21 protein-coding genes are annotated in these 22,974 nt (G+C 33.2%); 12 read left to right on the top strand and 9 right to left on the bottom strand.

The features are described 5' to 3' along the window. Positions 1–9 precede the first annotated feature (9 nt). Together V1T75_RS00825 and V1T75_RS00820 are read left to right on the top strand one after the other, a co-directional pair. Positions 10–1,719 carry a phospho-sugar mutase gene (locus V1T75_RS00825; RefSeq protein WP_330486665.1) on the top strand — a complete coding sequence of 570 codons (1,710 nt, stop codon included), beginning with the start codon at positions 10–12 and terminating at the stop codon, positions 1,717–1,719. Then, a complete protein-coding gene (locus V1T75_RS00820) occupies positions 1,719–3,548 on the top strand; it encodes an ABC transporter ATP-binding protein (protein ID WP_330486664.1) in 1,830 nt (609 codons plus the stop codon). Before V1T75_RS00825 ends, V1T75_RS00820 begins: the two co-directional genes overlap by 1 nt. Positions 3,549–3,584: 36 nt before the next feature. Here the strand turns inward: V1T75_RS00820 and V1T75_RS00815 are convergent, their stop codons facing one another. After that, positions 3,585–5,009, bottom strand: a complete 1,425-nt coding sequence (locus V1T75_RS00815; RefSeq protein ID WP_330486663.1) for a CCA tRNA nucleotidyltransferase — start codon at positions 5,007–5,009, stop codon at positions 3,585–3,587. 5 nt (positions 5,010–5,014) lie between these two features. Next, entirely contained in the window at positions 5,015–5,563 is a 549-nt protein-coding gene (locus V1T75_RS00810; RefSeq protein ID WP_330486662.1) for an L-threonylcarbamoyladenylate synthase, read from the bottom strand. Positions 5,564–5,623: 60 nt separating this feature from the next. Here V1T75_RS00810 and V1T75_RS00805 point away from each other — a divergent pair, with 60 nt between their 5' ends. Beyond that, the gene (locus tag V1T75_RS00805) at positions 5,624–6,604 is read left to right on the top strand and encodes a polysaccharide pyruvyl transferase family protein (RefSeq protein WP_330486661.1); all 981 of its coding nucleotides are present in this window, start codon (positions 5,624–5,626) and stop codon (positions 6,602–6,604) included. On the opposite strand, the gene V1T75_RS00800 is transcribed toward V1T75_RS00805, so the two are convergent. Further along, complete coding sequence (locus tag V1T75_RS00800) at positions 6,591–7,349, bottom strand: glycosyltransferase family 32 protein (RefSeq protein WP_330486660.1); 759 nt, start codon at positions 7,347–7,349, stop codon at positions 6,591–6,593. The genes V1T75_RS00805 and V1T75_RS00800 overlap by 14 nt on opposite strands. 47 nt (positions 7,350–7,396) lie before the next feature. Here V1T75_RS00800 and V1T75_RS00795 point away from each other — a divergent pair, with 47 nt between their 5' ends. Then, on the top strand, positions 7,397–8,158 hold the full coding sequence (locus tag V1T75_RS00795) for a glycosyltransferase family 2 protein (RefSeq protein WP_330486659.1): 762 nt from the start codon (positions 7,397–7,399) through the stop codon (positions 8,156–8,158). 32 nt (positions 8,159–8,190) lie between these two features. On the opposite strand, the gene V1T75_RS00790 is transcribed toward V1T75_RS00795, so the two are convergent. Then, positions 8,191–9,006, bottom strand: a complete 816-nt coding sequence (locus V1T75_RS00790) for a 2,3,4,5-tetrahydropyridine-2,6-dicarboxylate N-succinyltransferase (protein WP_330486952.1) — start codon at positions 9,004–9,006, stop codon at positions 8,191–8,193. Positions 9,007–9,126: 120 nt separating this feature from the next. Here V1T75_RS00790 and ruvX point away from each other — a divergent pair, with 120 nt between their 5' ends. From ruvX to V1T75_RS00760, 6 genes are all read left to right on the top strand, one after another. Further along, positions 9,127–9,537 (top strand): Holliday junction resolvase RuvX, encoded by a 411-nt coding sequence (ruvX, locus tag V1T75_RS00785; RefSeq protein WP_330486658.1) that lies wholly within the window; start codon positions 9,127–9,129, stop codon positions 9,535–9,537. A gap of 54 nt (positions 9,538–9,591) precedes the next feature. Further along, positions 9,592–10,176, top strand: a complete 585-nt coding sequence (gene def / locus V1T75_RS00780; protein WP_330486657.1) for a peptide deformylase — start codon at positions 9,592–9,594, stop codon at positions 10,174–10,176. A 26-nt stretch (positions 10,177–10,202) separates the two neighbouring features. Beyond that, positions 10,203–10,625, top strand: coding sequence for a DUF5606 family protein (locus tag V1T75_RS00775; RefSeq protein ID WP_330486656.1), 423 nt, complete (start codon positions 10,203–10,205; stop codon positions 10,623–10,625). A 3-nt stretch (positions 10,626–10,628) separates the two neighbouring features. Next, the gene (mazG, locus tag V1T75_RS00770; RefSeq protein WP_330486655.1) at positions 10,629–11,408 is read left to right on the top strand and encodes a nucleoside triphosphate pyrophosphohydrolase; all 780 of its coding nucleotides are present in this window, start codon (positions 10,629–10,631) and stop codon (positions 11,406–11,408) included. Between the two features lie 595 nt (positions 11,409–12,003). After that, positions 12,004–12,729: a (S)-benzoin forming benzil reductase gene (locus V1T75_RS00765; RefSeq protein WP_330486654.1), complete on the top strand. Its 726-nt coding sequence runs from the start codon at positions 12,004–12,006 to the stop codon at positions 12,727–12,729. Between the two features lie 125 nt (positions 12,730–12,854). After that, a complete protein-coding gene (locus tag V1T75_RS00760) occupies positions 12,855–14,252 on the top strand; it encodes a hypothetical protein (protein WP_330486653.1) in 1,398 nt (465 codons plus the stop codon). A 123-nt stretch (positions 14,253–14,375) separates the two neighbouring features. On the opposite strand, the gene priA is transcribed toward V1T75_RS00760, so the two are convergent. Next, complete coding sequence (gene priA, locus V1T75_RS00755; protein ID WP_330486951.1) at positions 14,376–16,799, bottom strand: replication restart helicase PriA; 2,424 nt, start codon at positions 16,797–16,799, stop codon at positions 14,376–14,378. Positions 16,800–16,890: 91 nt separating this feature from the next. On the opposite strand from priA, the gene V1T75_RS00750 reads away from it, so the two are divergent. After that, on the top strand, positions 16,891–17,742 hold the full coding sequence (locus V1T75_RS00750) for an alpha/beta fold hydrolase (protein WP_330486652.1): 852 nt from the start codon (positions 16,891–16,893) through the stop codon (positions 17,740–17,742). Positions 17,743–17,744: 2 nt separating this feature from the next. Here V1T75_RS00750 and V1T75_RS00745 read toward each other — a convergent pair whose 3' ends face one another. The 3 genes from V1T75_RS00745 to V1T75_RS00735 form a co-directional block, all read right to left on the bottom strand. Further along, a complete protein-coding gene (locus V1T75_RS00745) occupies positions 17,745–17,966 on the bottom strand; it encodes a VF530 family protein (protein ID WP_330486651.1) in 222 nt (73 codons plus the stop codon). A gap of 18 nt (positions 17,967–17,984) precedes the next feature. After that, positions 17,985–18,530, bottom strand: a complete 546-nt coding sequence (locus tag V1T75_RS00740; RefSeq protein WP_330486650.1) for a TlpA family protein disulfide reductase — start codon at positions 18,528–18,530, stop codon at positions 17,985–17,987. A gap of 78 nt (positions 18,531–18,608) precedes the next feature. Then, positions 18,609–20,240: an aminopeptidase P family protein gene (locus V1T75_RS00735; protein WP_330486649.1), complete on the bottom strand. Its 1,632-nt coding sequence runs from the start codon at positions 20,238–20,240 to the stop codon at positions 18,609–18,611. Between the two features lie 259 nt (positions 20,241–20,499). Here V1T75_RS00735 and gcvT point away from each other — a divergent pair, with 259 nt between their 5' ends. Further along, the gene (gene gcvT, locus V1T75_RS00730; protein WP_330486648.1) at positions 20,500–21,582 is read left to right on the top strand and encodes a glycine cleavage system aminomethyltransferase GcvT; all 1,083 of its coding nucleotides are present in this window, start codon (positions 20,500–20,502) and stop codon (positions 21,580–21,582) included. A 263-nt stretch (positions 21,583–21,845) separates the two neighbouring features. On the opposite strand, the gene V1T75_RS00725 is transcribed toward gcvT, so the two are convergent. Beyond that, positions 21,846–22,952, bottom strand: a complete 1,107-nt coding sequence (locus V1T75_RS00725; RefSeq protein WP_330486647.1) for an efflux RND transporter periplasmic adaptor subunit — start codon at positions 22,950–22,952, stop codon at positions 21,846–21,848. Between the last annotated feature and the right edge of the window lie 22 nt (positions 22,953–22,974).

Here is a 22,974-nt window from a genome sequence, read left to right as displayed (position 1 = left end):
ATTTGATACATGGAAGAGATTTTAAACAGTGCTAAACAGTGGCTTTCTAATACTTTTGATTCAGAAACCCAACAAGAAATTCAACAACTAATAAACACCAATGCTGACGATTTAGCTGATCGTTTTTATAAAAACTTAGAATTTGGAACTGGCGGAATGCGTGGAATTGTTGGTGCTGGAACCAACAGAATTAACAAATATACTTTAGGTAAAGCTACCCAAGGGCTTAGCAATTACTTGCATAAAACACTCCCTAACAAAACCTTACAAGTAGCCATCGGTTACGACTGTCGTCACGACAGTGAGTGGTTAGCTAAAGTAGTTGCCAATGTGTTATCTGCAAACAACATTCGAGTATACTTATTTGAAGATATGCGTCCTACACCAGAGTTATCATTTGCAGTAAATTATTTAGGTTGTGATGCTGGAATTGTCTTAACCGCTTCCCACAATCCACCAGAATATAATGGATACAAAGTGTACTGGAATGATGGCGGGCAAATTGTGCCTCCACAAGACACTGAAATTATCAATGAGGTAAACTCCTTAGCTTTTTCTGAAGTCAATTTCAATGCAAAAGAAGAATTGATAACTTCTATCGGAAGCGAAATTGACGAAGCTTTTTGGAAAGCTTCTTTAGCTAACGGGACTTTTGATATACAAGGTCGTAAAGATTTAAAAATTGTGTTTACTTCCTTACATGGAACCTCTATCAAATTAATTCCTGAAGTTTTAGAACGTGCTGGTTATACTCAAGTTCATATTGTTGAAGAACAAGCCATTCCTGACGGAGATTTCCCTACTGTTGAGTCTCCAAACCCAGAAGAACCTGCAGCTCTTAAAATAGCGGTTGACTTAGCCAATGAACTTGCGGCTGATATCGTATTAGGAACCGATCCTGATTCAGATAGAATAGGTATTGCCGTAAGAGATATGGATGGAAACATGACCTTATTAAACGGAAATCAAACCATGAGTATGATGACCGACTTCTTAATAAACGATTGGAAAAAACAAGGAAAATTGAACGGAAAGCAATTTGTGGGTTCTACCATTGTTTCTACTAATTTAGTCAATGAGATTGCCGATTCTTATGGTGTGGAAACCAAAGTTGGCTTAACTGGTTTTAAATGGATCGCGAAAATGATTAAAGACCACCCTGAACTTAACTTTATTGGTGGTGGAGAAGAAAGTTTTGGCTATATGGTAGGAGATTTTGTACGTGATAAAGACGCGGTTACTTCTGCCCTACTCGCTTGTGAAATTGCTGCCAATGCAAAAGCCAATAACAGTTCTTTTTATGAAGAGTTATTAAATTTATATACACGCCATCATTTTTATAAAGAACATTTAATTTCTCTCGTAAAAAAAGGCATGGACGGTGCACAACAAATCAAACAAATGATGGTTGATTTACGCAACCATCCATTAACTGAAATAGATGGTTCTAAGGTTGAATACTTATTCGATTATCAAGCTTCAACAAGAAAAAATTTAATCACTGGTGAAGAAACAACAATTGATATTCCTAAATCAAACGTATTAATTTACCTTACAGAAGACGGAACTAAAATTGCTGCTCGCCCAAGTGGTACTGAACCAAAAATTAAATTTTACTTTAGTGTTAAACGTAAATTATATGATATTTCCAATGCTAAGGCAGTAGAAGAAGAATTGAATAATAAAATTCAACGAATTATCAAACAACTAAATTTCTAGTGAGTAGTTTTAAAAAAATAGTAAATTTTGCCAAACCGTATAAAAAGTATGCTTTTTTAAACATCTTTTTTAATGTGCTTTATGCGGTATTTAATGTCTTATCAGTATTAGCTTTTATTCCTGTTTTAGGAATTTTATTTGGTAAAGAAGAAATCGTAACAAGCCAACCTAGTTATAATGGAATAACCTCTATATATGATTATGTGCAAGGTAGCCTCAATTATAAAATATCTCAAATGATTGAGAGTGGTGGTTCAGAAAAGGCATTGCTTTTTGTTAGTTTAACAACTTTATTCTTGTTTTTCTTTAAAAACCTTTTTAGATACCTCGCTTCTTATACGTTGGTTTTTTTACAAACAAATACGATAAAAGATATTCAATCTTCTATGTTTGCTAAGTATATTTCACTACCCATTTCATTTTTTTCAGAAAAAAGAAAAGGAGATGCTATAGCGAGAATTACATCAGATGTCCACACAATACAATTCACCTATCTTTCTTCTTTTGAAACTATTGTTAGAGAGCCCTTAACTATTGTTTTTACTTTAATTTCCATGTTTGCTATTAGTGTTAAACTTACACTTTTTGTATTCCTACTATTACCTATTTCTGGTTTTATTATTTCTACAGCTAGTAAAAAACTAAAAGCATCATCTTCTAATTTTCAGAAAGAGAATGGGTATTTTTTATCTATAGTTGATGAAGCTTTGGGGGGATTGAAAATAATTAAAAGTTTTACCGCAGAAAAAGCCATCAACTCAAAAGTAGGAAAATCTATTAATAATCTTTTTGGCTTAATGACAAGCTTGAAACATCGGCAAATGATAGCTTCTCCTTTAAGTGAGTTTTTAGGTACAGTAACTATTGTTGCTATTCTTTGGTTTGGAGGAAAACTTGTTCTTACAAGCGGCAGTACTTTACAGCCTCAAGAATTTTTTGGCTATATCGGTTTGTTTTATTTAATTCTAAACCCTGCTAAAGCTATTTCAACAGCTATGTATGGAATTCAGCAAGGAAGTGCTTCTGCTGATAGAATTTTTGAGATTTTAGAAACCCAAAACCCTATTGAAGATACAGCTAATGCTATAGATAAAATAGCTTTTGATGCAGAAATAGAATTTAAAAATATTTCTTTTAAATATCAAGATGATTACGTTTTGCAAAACTTCTCCTTAACAATACCCAAAGGAAAAACGGTTGCGCTTGTTGGGCAATCAGGAAGTGGAAAATCGACATTAGCTAATTTAATTACTCGTTTTTACGATGTTGATTCTGGAGAAATTCTTATTGATGGAGTTAACATAAAAAACATAAAAAAGGAATCTCTTCGTAACTTAATGGGAATGGTTACACAAGACTCTATTCTCTTTAATGATTCGGTTAAAAATAACATTCTTTTAGGCAAGGAAAATACTACTGAAGAGGAAGTGATTAAGGCTTCAAACGTAGCAAATGCCCATGAGTTTATAAAAGATTTACCGAACAAGTATGACACTAATATTGGTGATGGAGGAAACATGCTTTCTGGTGGGCAAAAACAACGTTTAAGTATTGCTAGGGCTGTATTAAAAAACCCTCCTATTATGATTTTAGATGAGGCCACCTCTGCTTTAGACACTGAAAGCGAACAGTTAGTTCAACAAGCCTTAGATAAAATGATGGAGCACCGTACTTCTTTAGTCATTGCTCATAGACTATCAACCATTCAAAAAGCAGACAATATTGTTGTTCTTAGAAAAGGAAAAATAGTAGAACAAGGAAAACACGAAGAATTACTCGATAAAAATGGAGAGTATTTTAAACTCGTATCCATGCAATCATTAGGATAATAAAAAAAGAGAAGCAATTTTGCTTCTCTTTTTTTATTATTGATTTATTTTTAATCCTAACTGTGCTCCTTTTTCCAACATAAACTGGTAAGAAGCCTCGTGTTCATTAGGTATTTTACCATCTAAAATAGCTTCTTTTATCGCTTCTTTTATCTGACCTATTTCTCTACAAGGCTGCAAATTGAAAGCTTTCATTATTTCTTCTCCTGTAATTGGAGGCTGAAAATTACGCACTCTATCACGTTCTTCTACTTCTTTAATTTTTTGACGAACGATTTCAAAATTTTTGTGATAACGTTTAAATTTCTTCGGATTTTTAGTCGTAATATCTGCTTCACATAAGGTCATCAACGCATCTACATCATCTCCTGCATCAAAAATTAAACGGCGCACAGCTGAATCTGTCACTTCACTTGCCAAAACAATCGGACGAGAGCTTAACAGTACCATTTGCTGAACAAACTTCATCTTATTATTTAACGGCATTTTTAAACGTTTAAATAGCTTATATACCATTTTCGACCCTACAAATTCATGAGAATGAAAGGTCCACCCTATTTTTTTGTGATAACGCTTGGTTGGGGCTTTGCCTATATCGTGCAACAATGCTGCCCAACGAAGCCAAACATCCTCCGTATTTTTAGCGATGTTATCAACTACTTCTAAGGTATGGTAAAAATTATCTTTGTGTTTTTGTCCCTCTACCTCTTCTACCCCTTTTAAAGCGGTTAATTCAGGTATAATTCGATCTAATAAGCCTGTTTTTTCAAGTAATAAGAATCCAGTTGATGGCACTGGGGCTTCCAAAATTTTATTCAGTTCAACCACAATGCGCTCACGAGTAATAATTTCAATTCTCGAAGCATTTTTTGTTATTGCATGTAATGATTGTTCTTCAATTTCAAAGTTCAATTGAGTAGCAAAACGAATGGCACGCATCATGCGTAGTGGATCGTCAGAATAGGTAATATCTGGATCTAAGGGAGTTCTGATAATTTTAGCTTCCAAATCAGCCATCCCTCCAAAAGGATCAAGTAACAATCCGAAATCAGCTTCATTCAAACTTAATGCTAAAGCATTGATTGTAAAATCTCTTCTATTTTGATCGTCTTGTAAGCTTCCTTCAGAAACTTTAGGATTTCTACTTTCTGCTGAATACGACTCTTTACGTGCACCAACAAATTCCACTTCTATTTCTTGAAAACGCAACATAGCGGTTCCATAAGTTTTAAAGACTTGAACTTTTGGTTTATTTGGTAGTAATTCAGCTACTTTTTGGGCTAACTCTATTCCACTTCCCACCGCTACTACATCTACATCTTTGGCGGTACCACGTTGTAAGATAAAATCACGTACGAAGCCACCGATTACATAACTCTCTAGTTGTAATTCTTTAGTGGCTTGGGATATATATTGAAATATTTCTGCAGAAATTGCTTCCTTAAAATATTGTTTTTGCATACAAATTATTCTCTAATCACAATAACATCATCTCCTTCAATTTTTAAAATCGTTGAAGATTTTTCTGCTATTTTCTCTTGATGCAAATCTACCACATAATCTACATTCTTTAAAATTGCTTCGCTTATTTCTGAAAATGATTTTGGTGTGGGCTCTCCACTTACGTTTGCAGAAGTAGAAACAATAGGCTTTCCAAATTCTTTAATTAGCTGAATACAAAACGGATCCTTTGGAATACGAATAGCAATTGTATCATCTACAGCAATGGCGTTAGCGGCTAATTCTTTCGGGTTATTGTAAATAATTGTAGTAGGTTTTACTGATGTCTTTAAAATTTCCAAAGCTTTTTCAGGGATATTTCCTACATGTTTTTGCAACATTTCAATAGAGGCTACCAAAATAATCAGGCTCTTAGATTCTTCTCTATTTTTTAATTGGTAAATTTTCTTAACGGCACTTTCATTAGTAGCGTCACAACCTAATCCCCATACCGTATCAGTTGGATAAAGAATCGTTTTTCCGTTAAGTAAATAGTTCTTTATTTCTATAATCATCGTACAAATTTATACTTTAAACTATTACACTACATCAATAAAAAAAGATATTTTTGCTTTATGAGTAAAAATGCACTTTTAGATTATAAAGCCACAGGAGGTTATTTTAATATTGGAGATTATGTTCAAAGTATCGCTGCCAAACAATACTTTTCGAATATTGACTTACTTCTGAATAGAGAATATTTGAACGATAAAAATATTGAACCTTGTAAATTAATTATGAATGGCTGGTTTATGTATAAAACCAAAAATTGGCCCATATCTCCTAATATTAATCCCTTATTTGTTTCTTTTCATTTAAATGCACATATCGCAGATACGTTATTGAGCAGACAAGAAAATATCACTTATTTAAAACAGTACGAACCTATTGGATGTAGAGACTTTTACACTGTAAATATTTTAAAAAAATATGGTGTAGATTCGTATTATTCTTCTTGTTTAACCACTACTCTTCCTAAGATTGAGGTGCCTAAAACAGACGATATTGTGTTTTTCGATGTCCTTTTTAACTTAGATAAGAAATCTTATTACGAAAGAATTCCTAGGCACTATTACCGTGATTTAATTAAGTTTAAATTACCTAAGCTTCAGGATCACAAAGAGTATTTAAAATCTATATTTCCTGAAGAAATAGTTAACAATGCTAAGTTTGAAACTGCCTTTTATAAAGAAAAAGGAACTACTTCTGAAGATCGGTTTAAAGAAGCGGAACGATTATTAAAAACATTCGCTTCAGCAAAACTGGTAATAACCTCTAGAATTCACTGTGCGCTACCTTGTTTAGCAATGGGAACTCCTGTTATATTTATCATGGGAGGGTTAAACAATTCTTCTGACTTGTCTAGATTGGATGGAATTGTGCAACACTTTAACATGGTTAATCTAGATTCTGGACTTGATTTAAGTTCGTTAAAAAACTTAAACTTAATTACTCTAGATAAAATAAATTGGGAAAATCCAATTCCCAATCCTACCAATCACCTACAGTATACTCAGCACCTAATTGATCGTTGTACTGATTTTACAAAGAATTAATATGGTAAAAATTATTCTTATTGGTTAAGAATTTAATTCTATTCTTAATTAATAAGGGTAATTTAACTGCTTTCCTTTGAAGGCTATCTACTACATACGAAAAGCCTTTTTGTTTATTTCCCCAAGAATCTTCCCACCAGTGAATACAGATTGTCTCTGGTTGAATACACTCTTGCGTAAACTTTTCATTCCACGCAAAAGGAAAGAAATACTTAGTTGGAAGCAATAAAACATTGTTTAAATGCTGTTTTTTATACTCGTTCAATCCGTAATTCAACAATACTTTCGATACTATTGGTGGACCGCCCATTGCATTAAAATGCAAGCGTTGTTTTTCTTCTGTCGCCTTGATACAATCTAAAATAAAATCATTGCCTTTTTCTCCTCCAATAACAGCAGAATTTAAGGGATATTTTTCAGACTCTATTGTTCCTTGAAAACCAACAAATGCTTTTTCGTTTAATAAATGGTCAAAAGTAGTAACCATTTCTATATCTGTATCTACATAAATTCCTCCTTCTTTATATAGAGCATACAACCGAACATAATCGGTAATAAACGACCATTTTTTTTGTTTATACAATAGTTTTAAAAAAGGTAATTTATCAAAAGGTGTATTGGTTTCATCCCATTTCTTTATGGTATAATCAGGTAACTTTTCTTCCCATGAAGCAATACATTTTTTTATTGTTTCATTATACTCCCCTTTTCCATACCAACAGAAATGTATAATTTTTGGAATCATTTAATAATTGTATTTTTGACCGCACAAATCTACAATAATATTTACACATGAATATAAGTGGTCTCGTAATTACTTTTAATGAAGAAGCCAACATTAAAGATTGTATTATTTCTTTAAACAGCGTATGTGATGAAGTAATTATAATTGATTCTTTTAGTTCTGATAAAACTGTTGAAATAGCAGAATCTATGGGAGCTAAAGTTTATTTACAAAAATTCTTAGGAGATGGCCCTCAAAGAGTACACGGACTTCAATTTTGTAAGCATGATTGGATTCTAAACTTAGATGCTGATGAACGCCTAGATAAAGATAGTTTTGAATTTATTAAGAGCGGAAAGTATTTAAATGAACCTTACGATGCTTATAATTTTAGACGTAAAAACTTTTTAAAAGATCAACCTATTGATTTTGCCGGATGGTACCCATCGTACACTTGTAGGTTTTTTAACAAGCAAACTGCTAAACCTGCAACGACCAAAGTTCATCAAAGCATACAAGCCACCAATTTAAAAACAACCAAACTCCATTTATTACACTATGGTTGGAAGGATTTTCATCAAATTATAGGAAAATACAACTTGTATACTACTTGGCAATCGGAAGAATATTTTGAGCAAAATAAAAAAGTAAACTTCTTTACGCCTATAGGACACGGATTATGGTCATTTTTACGTTGTTATATTCTTAAGAAAGGTATTTTTCATGGATTAGACGGAATTACATTTTCTATGATGCAAGCCTTTTTTTCTTATATGAAGTATGCGAAGCTTAGAAAATTATATGAAAACAATAAAAAAGGGAAGATTTAAAACCTTCCCTTTTTTGTACTATTTATACGTTCTTAAACCGCTACATCATACTCTCTAAGAGCATCATTCAACGAAGTCTTTTTGTTGGTACTTTCTTTACGTTTACCAATAATTAAAGCACAAGGAACTTGGTATTCCCCTGCAGCAAACTTCTTGGTATAACTTCCAGGAATTACAACCGAACGAGCTGGTACTACTCCTTTCATTTCAACTGGTTCATCACCTGTAACATCAATAATTTTGGTACTCATCGTTAGTACTACATTTGCTCCTAAAACCGCTTCCTTCTCTACTCGAACCCCTTCAACAACAATACAACGAGACCCTATAAAAGCGCCATCTTCAATAATTACCGGTGCTGCTTGTAAAGGCTCTAAAACCCCTCCAATTCCTACTCCACCAGATAGATGTACGTTTTTACCAATTTGTGCACAAGAACCTACAGTTGCCCAAGTATCAACCATCGTTCCTTCATCAACATACGCTCCAATATTTACATAACTAGGCATTAAAATAGTTCCTGCTGAAATATAAGCTCCGTGGCGTGCTACAGCATTTGGTACTACCCGAATTCCTTTCGCTTCATAACCTCTTTTTAATGGAATTTTATCGTGGTACTCAAAAATACCTGCTTCTAAGGTTTCCATTTTTTGAATTGGAAAATACAACACTACCGCTTTCTTTACCCATTCATTTACTTGCCACCCATTGTTAGTTGGTTGCGCAACACGTAAATCTCCTACATCTAATAAATCTACTACTTTTCTAATAGCATTAATCGTAGCTTCTTCTTGTAGCAACTCGCGGTTATCCCACGATTTTTCTATAATTGATTGTAATTCTGTCATTTTTTCTAAAATATTTTCAGCAAAAATAAAATTGCTTTCCATAATATACTGCGAAGATACATTTTTTAAACAGATATTTCTTCCTTGTTTAATTTAGCTACCTTTGCAAAAACTTATAGAATGGGCCGAATATTAGCCATAGATTTTGGAAAAAAAAGAACAGGAATTGCTGTAACTGATGAACTTCAAATTATTGCTTCAGGATTGACAACTGTGGATACCTCTGAACTTATTTCATTTTTAAAAGACTACACACAAAAAGAAAATGTTGAACTCTTTTTAGTAGGAAAACCAAAGCAGATGGATAATTCTGATAGTGAAAGTGAAGTACTCATAACTCCTTTTCTTCAAAAGCTTGAAAAAGCGATTCCTTCTATCCTCATAAAACGTGTAGATGAGCGTTTTACCTCTAAAATGGCTTTTCAGACTATGATTGATAGTGGTTTGAAGAAAAAACAACGTCAAAACAAAGCTTTGGTAGACGAAATCAGTGCAACAATCATCCTACAATCGTATTTATACAATAAATAATTTTCTAGCCAACGCTTTCTTTGTATTTTTGCATTCCTTAAAATTAAAAAGTAAATGATTTTACCCATTGTAGCATACGGAGATCCCGTTTTACGTAAAGTAGGAAAAGAAATCGATAAAGACTATCCGCAGTTAGATAAATTAATTGCCGATATGAGAGAAACAATGTACAATGCTAACGGACTTGGTTTAGCGGCTCCTCAAATAGGAAAAGACATTCGTTTGTTTGTGATTGATGCTTCTCCTTTTGCTGAAGATGATGATTTAAGTGAAGAAGAAAAAGAAGTTTTCAAAAACTTTAATCGCGTATTTATCAATGCGAAAATCATTGAAGAAGAAGGTAACGAATGGGCTTTTAATGAAGGATGTTTAAGCATTCCTACCATTAATGAGGATGTTTTTCGTCAAGAAAAAGTTACCATTGAATACCAAGATGAGAATTTTGAAAAACACACAGAAACACTAAGCGGATTACCTGCGCGTGTTTTTCAACATGAATACGATCATATTGAAGGAATTTTATTTACAGACAAGCTTTCTTCATTAAAGAAACGAATAATTAAAAAGAAATTAGACAATATTTCAAAAGGGAAAGTAAACGCTGGGTATCGCATGCGTTTTCCTAATGCTAAGAGATAATAGTTATACACTAAAAAAATTAAGACATGGAATTTAACAAAATTATAGCGGTAACAGGTAAACCAGGTTTGTATGAAATTTTATCACAAACTAAAACAGGAGTTATCGTAAAATCTATTGTTGACGGGAAACGTTTTCCTATTACTGCAACTCATAACGTAAGCTTATTAGAAAACATCGCTATTTACACGTACGAAGAAGAAGTGCCTTTAGCACAAGTACTTAAAAATATGGCTGATAAAGAAGAAGGTAAAGAAGCAATTTCTCACAAAGAAAGTGCTAATAAATTAACTACTTATTTTGGTGAAGTATTACCTGGGTTTGATGAAGAGCGTGTATATGCTTCTAACATTAAAAAAGTAATTCAGTGGTACAACATCTTAGCGAAAGCTGAGTTTGACTTTAGCACGTTAGTTGAAACTGAAGAAACAACTACAGAAGAAGCTTAAATCGTGAATACTCGTAAGCAACAGTTAGCCGCCTTTAATCGTTTGTTAGACATCATGGACGACCTTCGTGAGCAATGTCCGTGGGATAAAAAACAAACCTTACAAAGTCTGCGTCATTTAACTATTGAAGAAACCTACGAGTTAGCAGATGCTATTTTAGACAACGATTTACAAGAAATAAAAAAAGAATTAGGCGATGTGCTTTTGCACATCGTCTTTTATGCTAAAATAGGAAGCGAAAAACAAGCTTTCGACATTGCTGATGTTGCCAACGCCATTTCAGATAAACTCATCGACCGTCATCCGCATATTTATGGTGATGTAGTTGTCGAAAACGAAGAAGACGTTAAGAAAAACTGGGAAAAGCTCAAACTAAAAGAAGGGAATACATCCGTTTTAGAAGGTGTTCCTAAAAGTTTACCTGCGGTAGTAAAAGCCAATCGTATTCAAGATAAAGTGGCAGGTGTTGGTTTTGATTGGGAAGAACCCCATCAAGTGTGGGAAAAGGTTCAGGAAGAGCTTTCTGAATTGAACGAAGAAATCAAAAATAACAATCAAGAAAAAATAGAAAAAGAGTTTGGAGATGTCTTATTCTCTATGATTAACTACGCGCGTTTTATTGGGGTAAATCCTGAAAATGCACTGGAAAAAACCAATAAAAAATTCATCAATCGCTTTCAGTTTTTAGAAGAAGCTGCCAAAAAAGAAGGCAAGCAACTTTCTGACATGACCCTCGCTGAAATGGATGTGCATTGGGAGAATTCTAAGGAATTCTTCAAATAATCATAATTGAAAAAATTCGAAAGAATTCTTCAAATAATCATACTTGAGAAAATTCTAAGGAATTTTTCAAATAGCTGCTAACGCTAGCATAAGTATCGCAACACAAGACGACACTACTGCCTTAAGGTTAAAACAACATCTACATAACATAAAAAATATTGTTGATATTCTTTTTCTTGATAAAAAGAAACAAAAATCAAGACTTGCCATAAAATCTTGAGAAAATACTACGACACCTTCTACTGATAAAAAGAATTGTTCGTGTTATCTTTATTTTTTACCAAAGAACTCACGAATCTAACGATTTCGCGACCGCTCAAACAGCTTTTTATCTTACACCCACCGGCTGCTATCTTGATTTTTAAAGATTTTCTTGTAGATCATAATATAAGGCGTTAATATGAGAAGAATAGCAATATCCACGACTATAGTATAATTACAAAAAGTCTTTACACTAACAGCGAAGTGGTCTTTTTTCTTGGTTCTAAGTTATCTAGAGTTTGTATCAACTAAAAGATAGCCACGTCGTTCATTTCGACTTCGCTCAATGACCTCCTCGCTATGACGTTTACTTATATTTCCCTATTTTTACTCTATGAACATAATCATCATCACCGGAGGAAGTAAAGGAATTGGTAGCGCCTTAGCCAAAAAATACGCACAAGAAAATTACAGAGTATACTCACTATCCAGAAGCATTGTAGATTTGGAAAATGTAGTACAGCTTTCTGTAGATTTATCTGATACCAAAGCCACACACAACACATTTAAAATGTTATTAGATGAAATTCAGAAATTGGACGTTTCATCGATTACCTTGGTGAATAATGCCGGTAGACTCGGTACCATAGCGAACCTAGAAAACATTCCTTCGGAAGATATTGCCAAAAGTATTCATTTGAATACCACTACTCCATTGATTTTATCGAGTTTGTTTATTGAAGCTACACAACACCTAAGTTGCAAAAAACAGATTATTAGTATTTCTTCTGGAGCTGCGGTAAAACCGTACGAAGGCTGGAGTATTTACTGTACGTCTAAAGCAGCCATTGATATGATGACCAAAACCATTGCTGCGGAACAAAACGAGCTTAAAAATGGGGTAAAATGCAATGCGATTTACCCTGGTGTGGTAGATACCAATATGCAAACTGATATTAGAAGTACCGATGAAAAAGATTTTAAAAATGTACAACGCTTTATCGATTTAAAAGAAAACGACCAGTTGTACACTCCTGAGTACGTTGCTGAAACCATTTTTACCATAGACACCCAAAACAAACTACAAAATGGGGATATTGTGGATATTCGGAATTTTTGAAAAATAATTTAACTAAATTCCAATACCTTTCGCTAACGTTGAATATAACTCATCGAATGGATTTATATTCTCAAGCGAATTATTGGCAGTTTTAAAACAAACTCCCTAGAATAATAAATTCTTATATGAAAAAAATCTTTTTAGTACTGACTATCATTTTGTCATCAATTCAACTTCAAGCACAGGAGAAAGCCCCGATGATTACAGGAAAAGTAAACATTTCAATAAAAGAAGGAACATTTGAGTGTGATGTAACTTTAAGTGATATTCCTCATTTAAAAGATTATTTTATCAGACTTAATTCAGGAATGAATGTACTTCATTTTAGAAGTAAAGAACCTAATGACTTTTTGATTTATGCAAACAAATCCTGGTCAGACTCAACTTCTACAGGAGAGTCTTTAGCATATTATTTTGCTGGTAATGACGGAAAATTTCTACCCAAATCTTTACAAATAAAATATGTTGGTAAATTTCCGGTAGTGAATGACACCATTGAAAATTACAGCAGAAAAGATTGGAAGGGAAATATTGCTTTTAATCATAATTCTTTAAGAACTGACGGAGTTCAATCGGCTTGGTACCCTGTTCTTTATGATATAAAAAAAGATAAAGCTTTTGAAAAAGTGAGGTACGACATTAAAATTGTTTGTGAGGATTGCAATACAATTTATGTAAACGGAAGTTTACCTGTTAAAAAGCAGTCGGCTCATTTTAAAAGTGAAATTCCACAAGAGTTAACACTTTTCTGTGGTAATTACGAATATTCCAAAATTGATGAAACTTATATTTTGAATTCCGATTTTACCAACGAACAAATAAACGAATTTAGTTCTGTTATCAACGATTACAAGAAATTTTATGAATCCAAACTCAATATTCCGTATGAGCTAGCAACGGTTTTTGTAAATACTACACCAACGTCAATAAAAGACGGCTGGATGTTTGTATCATATCCAACAATTATGAGCATTGGTTGGCAAAATGGATTAGAGAAGGTGATAGAACCAGAATATCAAAATTTTTACCGTCCATTTATCGCTCACGAATTAGGTCATTTTTATTTCGGTACATATAAAGTATTTAATTCCGAACTCGGGGATATGATGAGTGAAGGTTTTGCAGAATATTTAGCTTTACAGCTAACTAAAAATAATATCGGAAAAGATGTTTATGAAAAAATGAGAAATAAAAAGATTGAAAATTTACAAGAATTTAAAAAAGAAGCTATCCCTTTTAGCAAAATAAAATCACAATCAGAGTATTTAAACAGGCAGTTATACGTTTATAATTATGCACCGCTTATTTTTCTTGCTATCGAAAAAGAAATTGGAGAGAAGAAAATGTGGCAATGGTTAAATACTATTTTAAAAACTAAAACCACCTATACAAATTATGACTTTTTAACTACCACACTAAAATCAACAATTAATAACGACCAACTATATGAAAATATTAAATATTTGTATTTTGAAAGTAAGCAATCAATTGATAATGCCGAAAATAAAATTGTGGAAAAATAAAAACTGTTGAAGTACAAACTATAAGATTTCTAAAATTTCAAAAACTAATAATTAAGTTCTATCATACTCAAACTAACTATTCTCTTAAATCATTTTTTCATTAGTTCAATTATTAATTGAAAACTAATACGCATCCACATCAATAATAAAACGGATGGGTCTAAAATCTTTGACCGCTTCAAAGGTATTTTTAATTTTTTGTAATTGCTCTTTGGTTTTTCCTAAGGATTGCTTTGGCGGAATTTTAATTACCAAATTCTTTATATACTGGTTTCGGATACGAGAAACCGCAGGCGCTGTAGGACCTAATACATTTTCATGAAACACATTTTGTAAGGCTTTTGCTAACCAGTTGATACCGTTATCAACACGCGTGTAATCTTTATGTTTTAAAGTTATTTTTATCAAACGATAGTAAGGCGGATAATGAAACTGCCAACGATCTTGCAACTGCTCTTTATACATTTCTGTATAATTGTTAGTAGATACCTGCTGTAAAATCTGATGATACGGATTGTAGGTTTGTATCGCTACATTTCCTTGTTTTTTAGTACGTCCTGCCCTACCCGATACTTGTACCATCAACTGAAAAGCTCGTTCATGTGCTCTAAAATCAGGGAAATTAAGCATCGAATCTGCATTTAAGATTCCTACCAACGATACATTTTCAAAATCCAATCCTTTAGAAAGCATTTGCGTTCCTACCAAAATATCAATTTCTTGTGCTTCAAAAGCCCCAATAATCTTTTGATACCCATATTTACCACGGGTGGTATCCAAGTCCATTCGTCCAATAGTATGATTCGGAAATAGCTCTTTTAACTCGAGTTCAATTTGCTCCGTTCCGAAACCTTTGGTGTCTAAGGTAGCACTTCCACAAGCACCACAACTGTTCGGCATTGCGCGTTGGTAATGGCAATAATGACATTTTAACTCTTTACGGAATTTATGATAGGTTAAACTCACATCGCAATTCGGACATTGAGGAGAAACACCACAAGTTGTACACTCTACTACAGGCGAAAATCCACGTCGATTTTGAAATAAAATAACCTGTTCTTTTTCCTCCAACGCTTCGGTAATCATTTTTAATAAACGATCCGAAAAATGACCGTTCATTTCCTTTTTTCGATGCTTTTCTTTAATGTCTATCAGCTCGATTTTAGGCAACTGAATGTTCCCGAAACGACGCGTTAATGCTATAAATCCGTATTTGTTTTGCTCAGCATTAAAATAACTCTCTATTGATGGTGTTGCAGAACCTAACAATACTTTTGCTTGGTGTAAATGACCCAATACTACCGAAGCATCGCGTGCGTTGTAACGTGGTGACGGTTCAAATTGTTTGTACGACGTTTCGTGCTCTTCATCTACTACAATCAACCCTAAGTTTGAAAACGGTAAAAACAACGAAGAACGCGCTCCTAAAATAACCTGCGCTTTTGGTATGTTTTCTAAGACATTATTCCACACCTCTACCCGTTCGTTCATCGAGTATTTAGAGTGGAATACCGAAATAAAGTTTCCAAAATAGTTTTGTAAACGGGTAATAATTTGGGTTGTTAAAGCGATTTCTGGTAGTAAAAACAATACCTGTTTTCCTTCAGCAATTACTTCTTTAATCAGCTTTACATAAATTTCTGTTTTACCAGAACCTGTAACCCCGTGTAATAAACTTACCTGTTGTGTTTCAAAAGAAGTTTTTATTTGATTGAAGGCTTCTTGTTGAAACTCATTCAACTCTTTTATCTGATTTGTTTCTCCTTGATAGTTAATTCGATCGGTTTGAATATGATAAAATTCAAAAATATCTTTCTCTACCAAGGCTTTTAAAACTGCGGAAGAAGCTCCCGACTGTTCTTCTAAATCTTTTGCTTTTATCGGCTTTTTAGAAGCTGCTAACTGAAAATACGTCAGTACCGCTTCTCGTTGCTTTTTCGCTCTTGAAAGTTCTTCTAAAAGCATTTGTAAGCCTTCATTTGAGGCATACTTATTATGTAATCGAACATACTTAACCAGTTTAGGCTTGTATGTTTCGTAAATTTCTTCTTTGATGTAAATCGCACTCTTCTCTAGCAATCCGTTAATGATAGGAAGTACGGTTTTCTTTCCTAAAATATCAGCAACCTGATGAATGGTTAACTGTGAATGATGTTGTAAAGCTTCAAAAATTAAAAACTCCTCATCGGTTAATATGGCCTCTTCTTCAAAGTTTTCATTTTTATAGATGATGGTTTCACTTTCTAGCAAAAATGCGGATGGTAAGGCAGCCCTATATACATCGCCTAACGAACACATATAATAGCTCGAAATCCACTGCCAGTGTTTTAGTTGTTGTTCCGTTATAATAGGCGTATCATCTAAAATTTGATGAATGTCTTTGGCCTCATATAATTCGGGTGCATTTTGGTGAATATTAAACACCAATGCGGTATATATCTTACTTTTTCCGAAAGAAACCGCTACACGCATTCCTTTTTTTAAAAAAGAAGCTTCTGCTTCGGTTACCGTATAGGTAAACGTTTTTTGCAACGGAATGGGTAATATGACGTCGATGAAATGGATAAAGCTTTCTTTTTAAATTAAATCAAAACTACACAAAAATGAGTACATTGTAAACACCAAAGCTTCTATATTTATGACTTCACTAGAATGGAAAAATAAGGGTGAATTTTACACCATTAATAATCAGCAAGTTTTCGTTATTGATGAAGGAAATGCTGATGAAACTCTTGTGATACTCCACGGGTATCCTACGTCTTCTTTTGATTATTATAAAGCGCTTCCTTTTTTATCAAAAAAATACAGAGTGATTATTCACGATCATTTAGGGTTTGGTTTTTCAGATAAACCTTTAAACTATTCGTATTCTTTAATTGAGCAAGCTGATATAGCCTTACTTTTATGGAAAAAACTAGGTTTACATGAGGTTACAATACTAGCGCATGATTACGGTACCAGTATTGCCACCGAAATTATTGCTAGAAACAATATGAATCACCTGAAAATTTCTATCAAAGAACTGATTTTGTGTAATGGTAGTATGCATATTGAATTAGCCAAACTACGAACTATTCAAAAGTTATTAAAGAATAAAATTACAGGAAAATGGGTTGCTAAATTGGCGAATCAAGCTATTTTCAACAGGAATATTCGCAAAATTTATGTTGATGCTTCTAAAGTTTCTCAGGAAGAGTTAAACGAAATGTGGTTTCAGCTAAATTATAATAATGGTCGGAATGTTATTCATTTATTGAGCAATTATATTAATGAGCGTTACTTTTTTTGGCATCGTTGGATTGGTGGATTAACACAAACACAAATTCCTACAAAAATAGTTTGGACTACCCACGATCCTATTGCTGTAAGGGCTATTGGAGAGCAATTACACAAAGAAATTCCTAATAATGAATTACGATGGCTTGAAAACACAGGGCATTTCCCTATGCTTGAAAACTCTAAAGAGTGGAGTAATTTAGTACTAAGCTAACCTTAATAACCTGACATTTGCAGGTACAGCTTTTCTACTTTAGCTCTTGCCCAAGGGGTTGTTCTTAAAAACTTTAAACTCGATGTATAGGTTGGGTTCTTTTTAAAAGCATTTATATTCAATATTTCTCCCATTTCTTCCCAACCATACTCTAAGTATAATTCTTCTAACATGGTGGCTAATTTTATTCCGTGAAGCGGATTGTTTGGTTGTTCTTGACTCATGCTACAAAGGTAAATATTCTATTGTAGTAATTCGTCTAACAAAATTCTAATTTTATCACTATTCCAGTCAGCAGGTCCTTTTTTGTCTACGACAATAGTTCCGTTTTTATCCATAATAAACGTCGCAGGAATTGAGTTGCTTACTAATTGGTCTGGTACTTTTGATAGAATATTATACGTTGGTAAATCATAGCCTTTGTCTTTATAAAAAGCATCAATAGTCGTCCAATCTTCATTACTAACAAATACAAACTCAACTTTATCTTTATAATCATTATATAACTTTTGAATACTTGGCATTTCTGCTATACATGGCGGACACCAAGTTGCCCAAAAGTTTACAAAAACAACTTTGTTCTTGGTGTCGTTAAAATCTATATTCGTAGTGTTTAACCCTTTTAAATTCCAGTCGTAATCGTTTAATACTTCTCTTTTTTCTTCTGTAATAGTAGAAGGTGAAAACGAAACCAATCGAATAAAATAGACTTTGGTTGGCGGATATAGTAACAAGCCTATAATAACGACAAATACAATGTTTGAGATTGTCTTTCTGTTGAATTTCATGTAGTTTTTTTTTAGGTTAAAGGTTGTTATCTGTCGTTATGAATATTATGGTATTACAAATTATTTTTGTTTTTTATATCAATCTAAATTAGGCAGTAAAAAATCGTTTAAAACGCTTTTTTTAGCCATCATTTTCTCAATATGTTCAACCGTTCTTGGAGCTTCTGCTGATAGGTTTACAGGTCCGTTTTTTGTAATTAAAATATCGTCTTCTATTCTAACTGCAATTCCCCACCATTTTTTATCACAAGGACTTCCTTCTGGAATATAAATACCAGGTTCTACGGTAATAACCATATTTTCTTTAAAAGCGCCATAGGTTCCCGGATCATGAACATCTAAGCCTATATGATGAGAAGTACCATGCGGAAAATAGTTATGCTCTGCTGAAGGAGCACTAATAATACCCAAAGCTGCTAATCCTTCATTAATAATCTGTTTTGTTGCCTCTCCTGGCTTCCAAAATTGATTTCCAGGTTTACATACCTTGATTCCTGCATCTTGTGCTTTTAATACCAATTCGTAAATAGCTTTTTGTTCTGGAGAAAACTTACCGTTTGCTGGTATGGTTCTGGTTACGTCAGCTGTATACCCTCTATACTCCGCTCCTAAATCCATTAAAACTAGCTCATTTCCAAGTTTTGTTTTGTTGTTTTCAATGTAATGTAAAACACAGCCATTGTTTCCTGCCCCCACTATAGATGGATAGCCTTCATACTCTGCTCCGTATTTTTTATACACAAACTCATGAACTCCTTGAATCTCTGTTTCAGACATGTGTGGTTTCATAGCTTTCATCACTTCTACTTGTCCTATTGCCGAAATTCGTATTGCCTTAGTTAACAGTTTTAATTCTTCTGGTGTTTTTACTTCCCGCATTTCAGCAAGTGCTGTGGGTAAAAAAGTAATGTCTATATTCGATTCACCATTTTTTTGAAGTTTAATTTTTATTTTTTGTTTGAGTTCTCTTCGTAATCCATCATCTGTAGCGGAGATATACTCTTTTATTATCGGGTCTTTTTTATACTCTGGATAACTCTCTAAACTTTTAGAAAGCTCTTTAGCCACCTCTTCTAATTTCGCATCAGGTACATTTGCTATAGCCTTATGAATATACGCTATATTTGGGTCTTTTAACACACTATCATTATATCCAGATTGCTTTTTAAACGATTTTACTAAATCGTAAATCTCTCCTTTATCTCTTTCTGAGTTTCTATAATCATCATTAAACTTTAATATGTTTACTTTATTGAAGCTTTTAAAATTAATAGCATCTGTAACAAATGCTTCTGATGTTTTTGCCATCGCAAACCCTAACTCTTTTTTTGCTCCTTCAACTCCTAAACGTTTACCATTCCACATTTCAAATCGAGGATCTTTTTTAGGCACATATAGTATTTCGTTATAACTATTCCCTTCAGCGTCTTTTTGATTTTCAGAAAATAGTACCAAAACCGCATTGGGCTCTCTAAACCCAGTTAAATAGTAAAAATTAGGATCTTGATGAAATACATAATCTACATCATTCGCTCTATTTCGGGTAGGATTCGCAAAAACAACTGCTACGGCATTTTTAGGCATTTTTGATCGTAAAATTGCTCTTCGCTCTTTATGAAAATCGGCTGATAAATAATCTGTAGGGGCTTGTGCTGATACAACAACACATATATTTAGTAAGAAAAGAGGAAATAATAGTTTTTTTAGCATCGTGATAAAATTTGTTACTCTCAAATTTAGTATTCTATTGTAGAATAAGGAAAATATTAACAAACATTTAGGTAATATCCTCTTATAATATTACACAGATTCGCCTGTATTGTTTGCTAATTTTTCAATACTTTAGCATCACTTTTTTAAAACAAACAATACACAATAATGAAACCTACATAAATAAAATATACCCTATAACGGTTGTTTTATTTACCAAAGGTTACATGCGTTAATACAAATAATAAAAAACAAACACATGAAAAATACAGCTTTATCACATGTACATGAAGCTTTAGGAGCTAAAATGGTTCCTTTTGCAGGTTATAACATGCCTGTACAATACGAAGGAGTAACTGCTGAACACGAAACTGTTAGAAAAGGAGTTGGTGTTTTTGATGTAAGTCATATGGGAGAGTTCTTTTTAAAAGGAGAAAATGCATTGGCTTTGATTCAAAAAATATCTTCTAACGACGCTTCTAAATTAGTTCCTGGTAAAGCACAATATAGCTGTATGCCTAATGCTGATGGAGGAATTGTAGATGATTTAATTATTTACATGATTGCCGAAAATGAGTATATGTTAGTGGTTAATGCCTCTAATATTGAAAAAGATTGGAACTGGATTTCTCAGCACAACGATTTAAACGTTGAAATGGAAAACCGTTCTGAAGAATGGTCGTTATTAGCTATTCAAGGTCCAAAAGCTGCAGAGGCAATGCAATCGTTAACTTCGGTAGACTTATCTACTATTAAGTTTTACACGTTTGAAATCACTGATTTTGCAGGGATTCCGAATGTCGTAGTTTCTGCTACTGGATATACAGGTTCTGGTGGATTTGAGGTATATGTAAAAAATGAAGATGTTGAACAACTTTGGAACAACGTTTTTGAAGCTGGTAAAGATTGGGGAATTAAACCTATTGGTTTGGCTGCTCGTGATACCTTACGTTTAGAAATGGGATATTGTTTATATGGCAACGATATTGATGATACAACTTCTCCTTTAGAAGCTGGCTTAGGTTGGATTACTAAGTTTACAAAAGACTTTGTAAATGCTGAGGCTTTAAAAGCTCAAAAAGAAGCAGGTGTTACTCGTAAATTAGTTGCTTTTGAATTAACAGAGCGTGGTGTTCCTCGTCATGATTATGAAATTGTTGATGCTAATGGAAACAATATTGGTCGTGTTACTTCCGGTACAATGAGTCCGTCATTAGGAAAAGGAATTGGATTAGGATATGTTACTATTGAAAACTCTAAAGTTGATAGTGATATATTTATCCAAGTTCGTAAGAAACAAATTCCTGCTAAAGTAGTGAAGTTACCTTTTTATAAAGGTTAAAAAATATATCTAAAAAAAAGCAGCTTTTAAAAAAGCTGCTTTTTACCCCTTATTTAAATAATTTAATTTTCCCCAATAAATTAAATTAAGTACTCTGTAGTTTGAGCACTCCAAATATCTACAACAAAAGTCCCTTTTCCACCTTTACTTCCCTGAATGACACCTTTTTGGATATGAGTGTGTTATATTATACCATAAAAGTAAAAAGCAGCTCTTAAAAGAACTGCTTTCCAACTATTAATCAATACTTTATCTAAATAGTATTAATTTTTCTTTTCGTCATCTTTCGATGCTTTGTTCCATATTTTAATTTCGTCATTAGCGGTTACCCCTTCTAGTACTTCAATATTTACACCATCAGAAACTCCTAGTTTTAACTCGCGTTTTTCAAACTCATCTTCTCCTTTTTTAATCTCTACATATGGTTCTTCTGTTTTTTTATCAAAACGCAATAACGATTCTTTGATCGATAAAACACTGTCCTTTTTCTCTAAAACGATATCTGCATTGGCACTATAACCGGCTCTTACAAAATAATTTTCATCAAGTGTTACATCTGCTTTAATTTTAAATTGGACCGCTCCGTTTTCTTCGGTTCCTTTTGGAGCTATAAAGTTCAAAACTGCTGGAAACTTCTTACTTTCAATCGCCCCTAATGAAACTTGAATGTTTGAGCCTTTTACCAATTTACCTACTTCTGATTCGTCAACTTGCCCTTCAAAAATCATTTTCTCCATATCTGCAATGGTAGCAATGGTAGTCCCTGCATTAAAATTGTTAGATTGAATTACTTGATATCCTTTTTTAACAGGAATTTCTACTACCATACCAGAGGTGGTAGCTCTAATATTTGTATTAGCTCCAGCAGAACCTACAGATCCTTTTTTAATGATTTGGTAATCATTTTGAGCATTGGTTAAGTCGTTTTTTGCTTGGTTATACGACAATTGAGAGGCTTCAAATTCTTGACTAGAAATGACTCCATTATCAAAAAGTTTCTTGTTTCTATCGTATTGAGTTTTTGCATTGTTTAATTGAATTTGCACTGAGTTTATTCTTCCTCTAGCACTTTGTAATGATTGTTCGTTTGGCACAACTCTTACCGTTGCTAATAAATCTCCTGCTTTAACAATAGCTCCCTCTTCAACAACAATTTTGTCTATAATTCCTGCAATTTGAGGTTTGATTTCAACTTCTTCTAAGGGAACCACTTTTCCGGTAGCTACCGCTTTTTTTACGATTGTGGTTTTAAATGGTTTTTCTGTTTCATAGGTTACCACACTTTTTTGATTTTTCTTCCCTAACCAAATTAGGATGACTACAAATAATAGTGCTACTATTCCTAAGATAATTTTTGCTCTTTTGCTCATGATTAATTGATTGTTTCTTTTT

The sequence above is a fragment of the Tenacibaculum sp. FZY0031 genome (assembly GCF_036350695.1).
Taxonomy (GTDB): domain Bacteria; phylum Bacteroidota; class Bacteroidia; order Flavobacteriales; family Flavobacteriaceae; genus Polaribacter.
Note: the sequence above shows the minus strand (reverse complement) of the source record. Positions and strands in the feature narration are given on the sequence as shown.

Excerpts from the sequence above, each read along its gene's own strand:
- V1T75_RS00790 (WP_330486952.1), bottom strand. The coding sequence starts at position 9,006 with ATGACAGAATTACAATCAATTATAGAAAAATCGTGGGATAACCGCGAG.
- V1T75_RS00805 (WP_330486661.1), top strand. The coding sequence starts at position 5,624 with ATGAGTAAAAATGCACTTTTAGATTATAAAGCCACAGGAGGTTATTTT.
- V1T75_RS00750 (WP_330486652.1), top strand. The coding sequence starts at position 16,891 with ATGACTTCACTAGAATGGAAAAATAAGGGTGAATTTTACACCATTAAT.
- gcvT (WP_330486648.1), top strand. The coding sequence starts at position 20,500 with ATGAAAAATACAGCTTTATCACATGTACATGAAGCTTTAGGAGCTAAA.
- V1T75_RS00725 (WP_330486647.1), bottom strand. The coding sequence starts at position 22,952 with ATGAGCAAAAGAGCAAAAATTATCTTAGGAATAGTAGCACTATTATTT.
- V1T75_RS00760 (WP_330486653.1), top strand. The coding sequence starts at position 12,855 with ATGAAAAAAATCTTTTTAGTACTGACTATCATTTTGTCATCAATTCAA.
- ruvX (WP_330486658.1), top strand. The coding sequence starts at position 9,127 with ATGGGCCGAATATTAGCCATAGATTTTGGAAAAAAAAGAACAGGAATT.
- V1T75_RS00765 (WP_330486654.1), top strand. The coding sequence starts at position 12,004 with ATGAACATAATCATCATCACCGGAGGAAGTAAAGGAATTGGTAGCGCC.
- V1T75_RS00825 (WP_330486665.1), top strand. The coding sequence starts at position 10 with ATGGAAGAGATTTTAAACAGTGCTAAACAGTGGCTTTCTAATACTTTT.
- V1T75_RS00800 (WP_330486660.1), bottom strand. The coding sequence starts at position 7,349 with ATGATTCCAAAAATTATACATTTCTGTTGGTATGGAAAAGGGGAGTAT.
- V1T75_RS00815 (WP_330486663.1), bottom strand. The coding sequence starts at position 5,009 with ATGCAAAAACAATATTTTAAGGAAGCAATTTCTGCAGAAATATTTCAA.
- V1T75_RS00740 (WP_330486650.1), bottom strand. The coding sequence starts at position 18,530 with ATGAAATTCAACAGAAAGACAATCTCAAACATTGTATTTGTCGTTATT.
- def (WP_330486657.1), top strand. The coding sequence starts at position 9,592 with ATGATTTTACCCATTGTAGCATACGGAGATCCCGTTTTACGTAAAGTA.
- V1T75_RS00795 (WP_330486659.1), top strand. The coding sequence starts at position 7,397 with ATGAATATAAGTGGTCTCGTAATTACTTTTAATGAAGAAGCCAACATT.
- V1T75_RS00775 (WP_330486656.1), top strand. The coding sequence starts at position 10,203 with ATGGAATTTAACAAAATTATAGCGGTAACAGGTAAACCAGGTTTGTAT.
- V1T75_RS00745 (WP_330486651.1), bottom strand. The coding sequence starts at position 17,966 with ATGAGTCAAGAACAACCAAACAATCCGCTTCACGGAATAAAATTAGCC.
- V1T75_RS00810 (WP_330486662.1), bottom strand. The coding sequence starts at position 5,563 with ATGATTATAGAAATAAAGAACTATTTACTTAACGGAAAAACGATTCTT.
- V1T75_RS00735 (WP_330486649.1), bottom strand. The coding sequence starts at position 20,240 with ATGCTAAAAAAACTATTATTTCCTCTTTTCTTACTAAATATATGTGTT.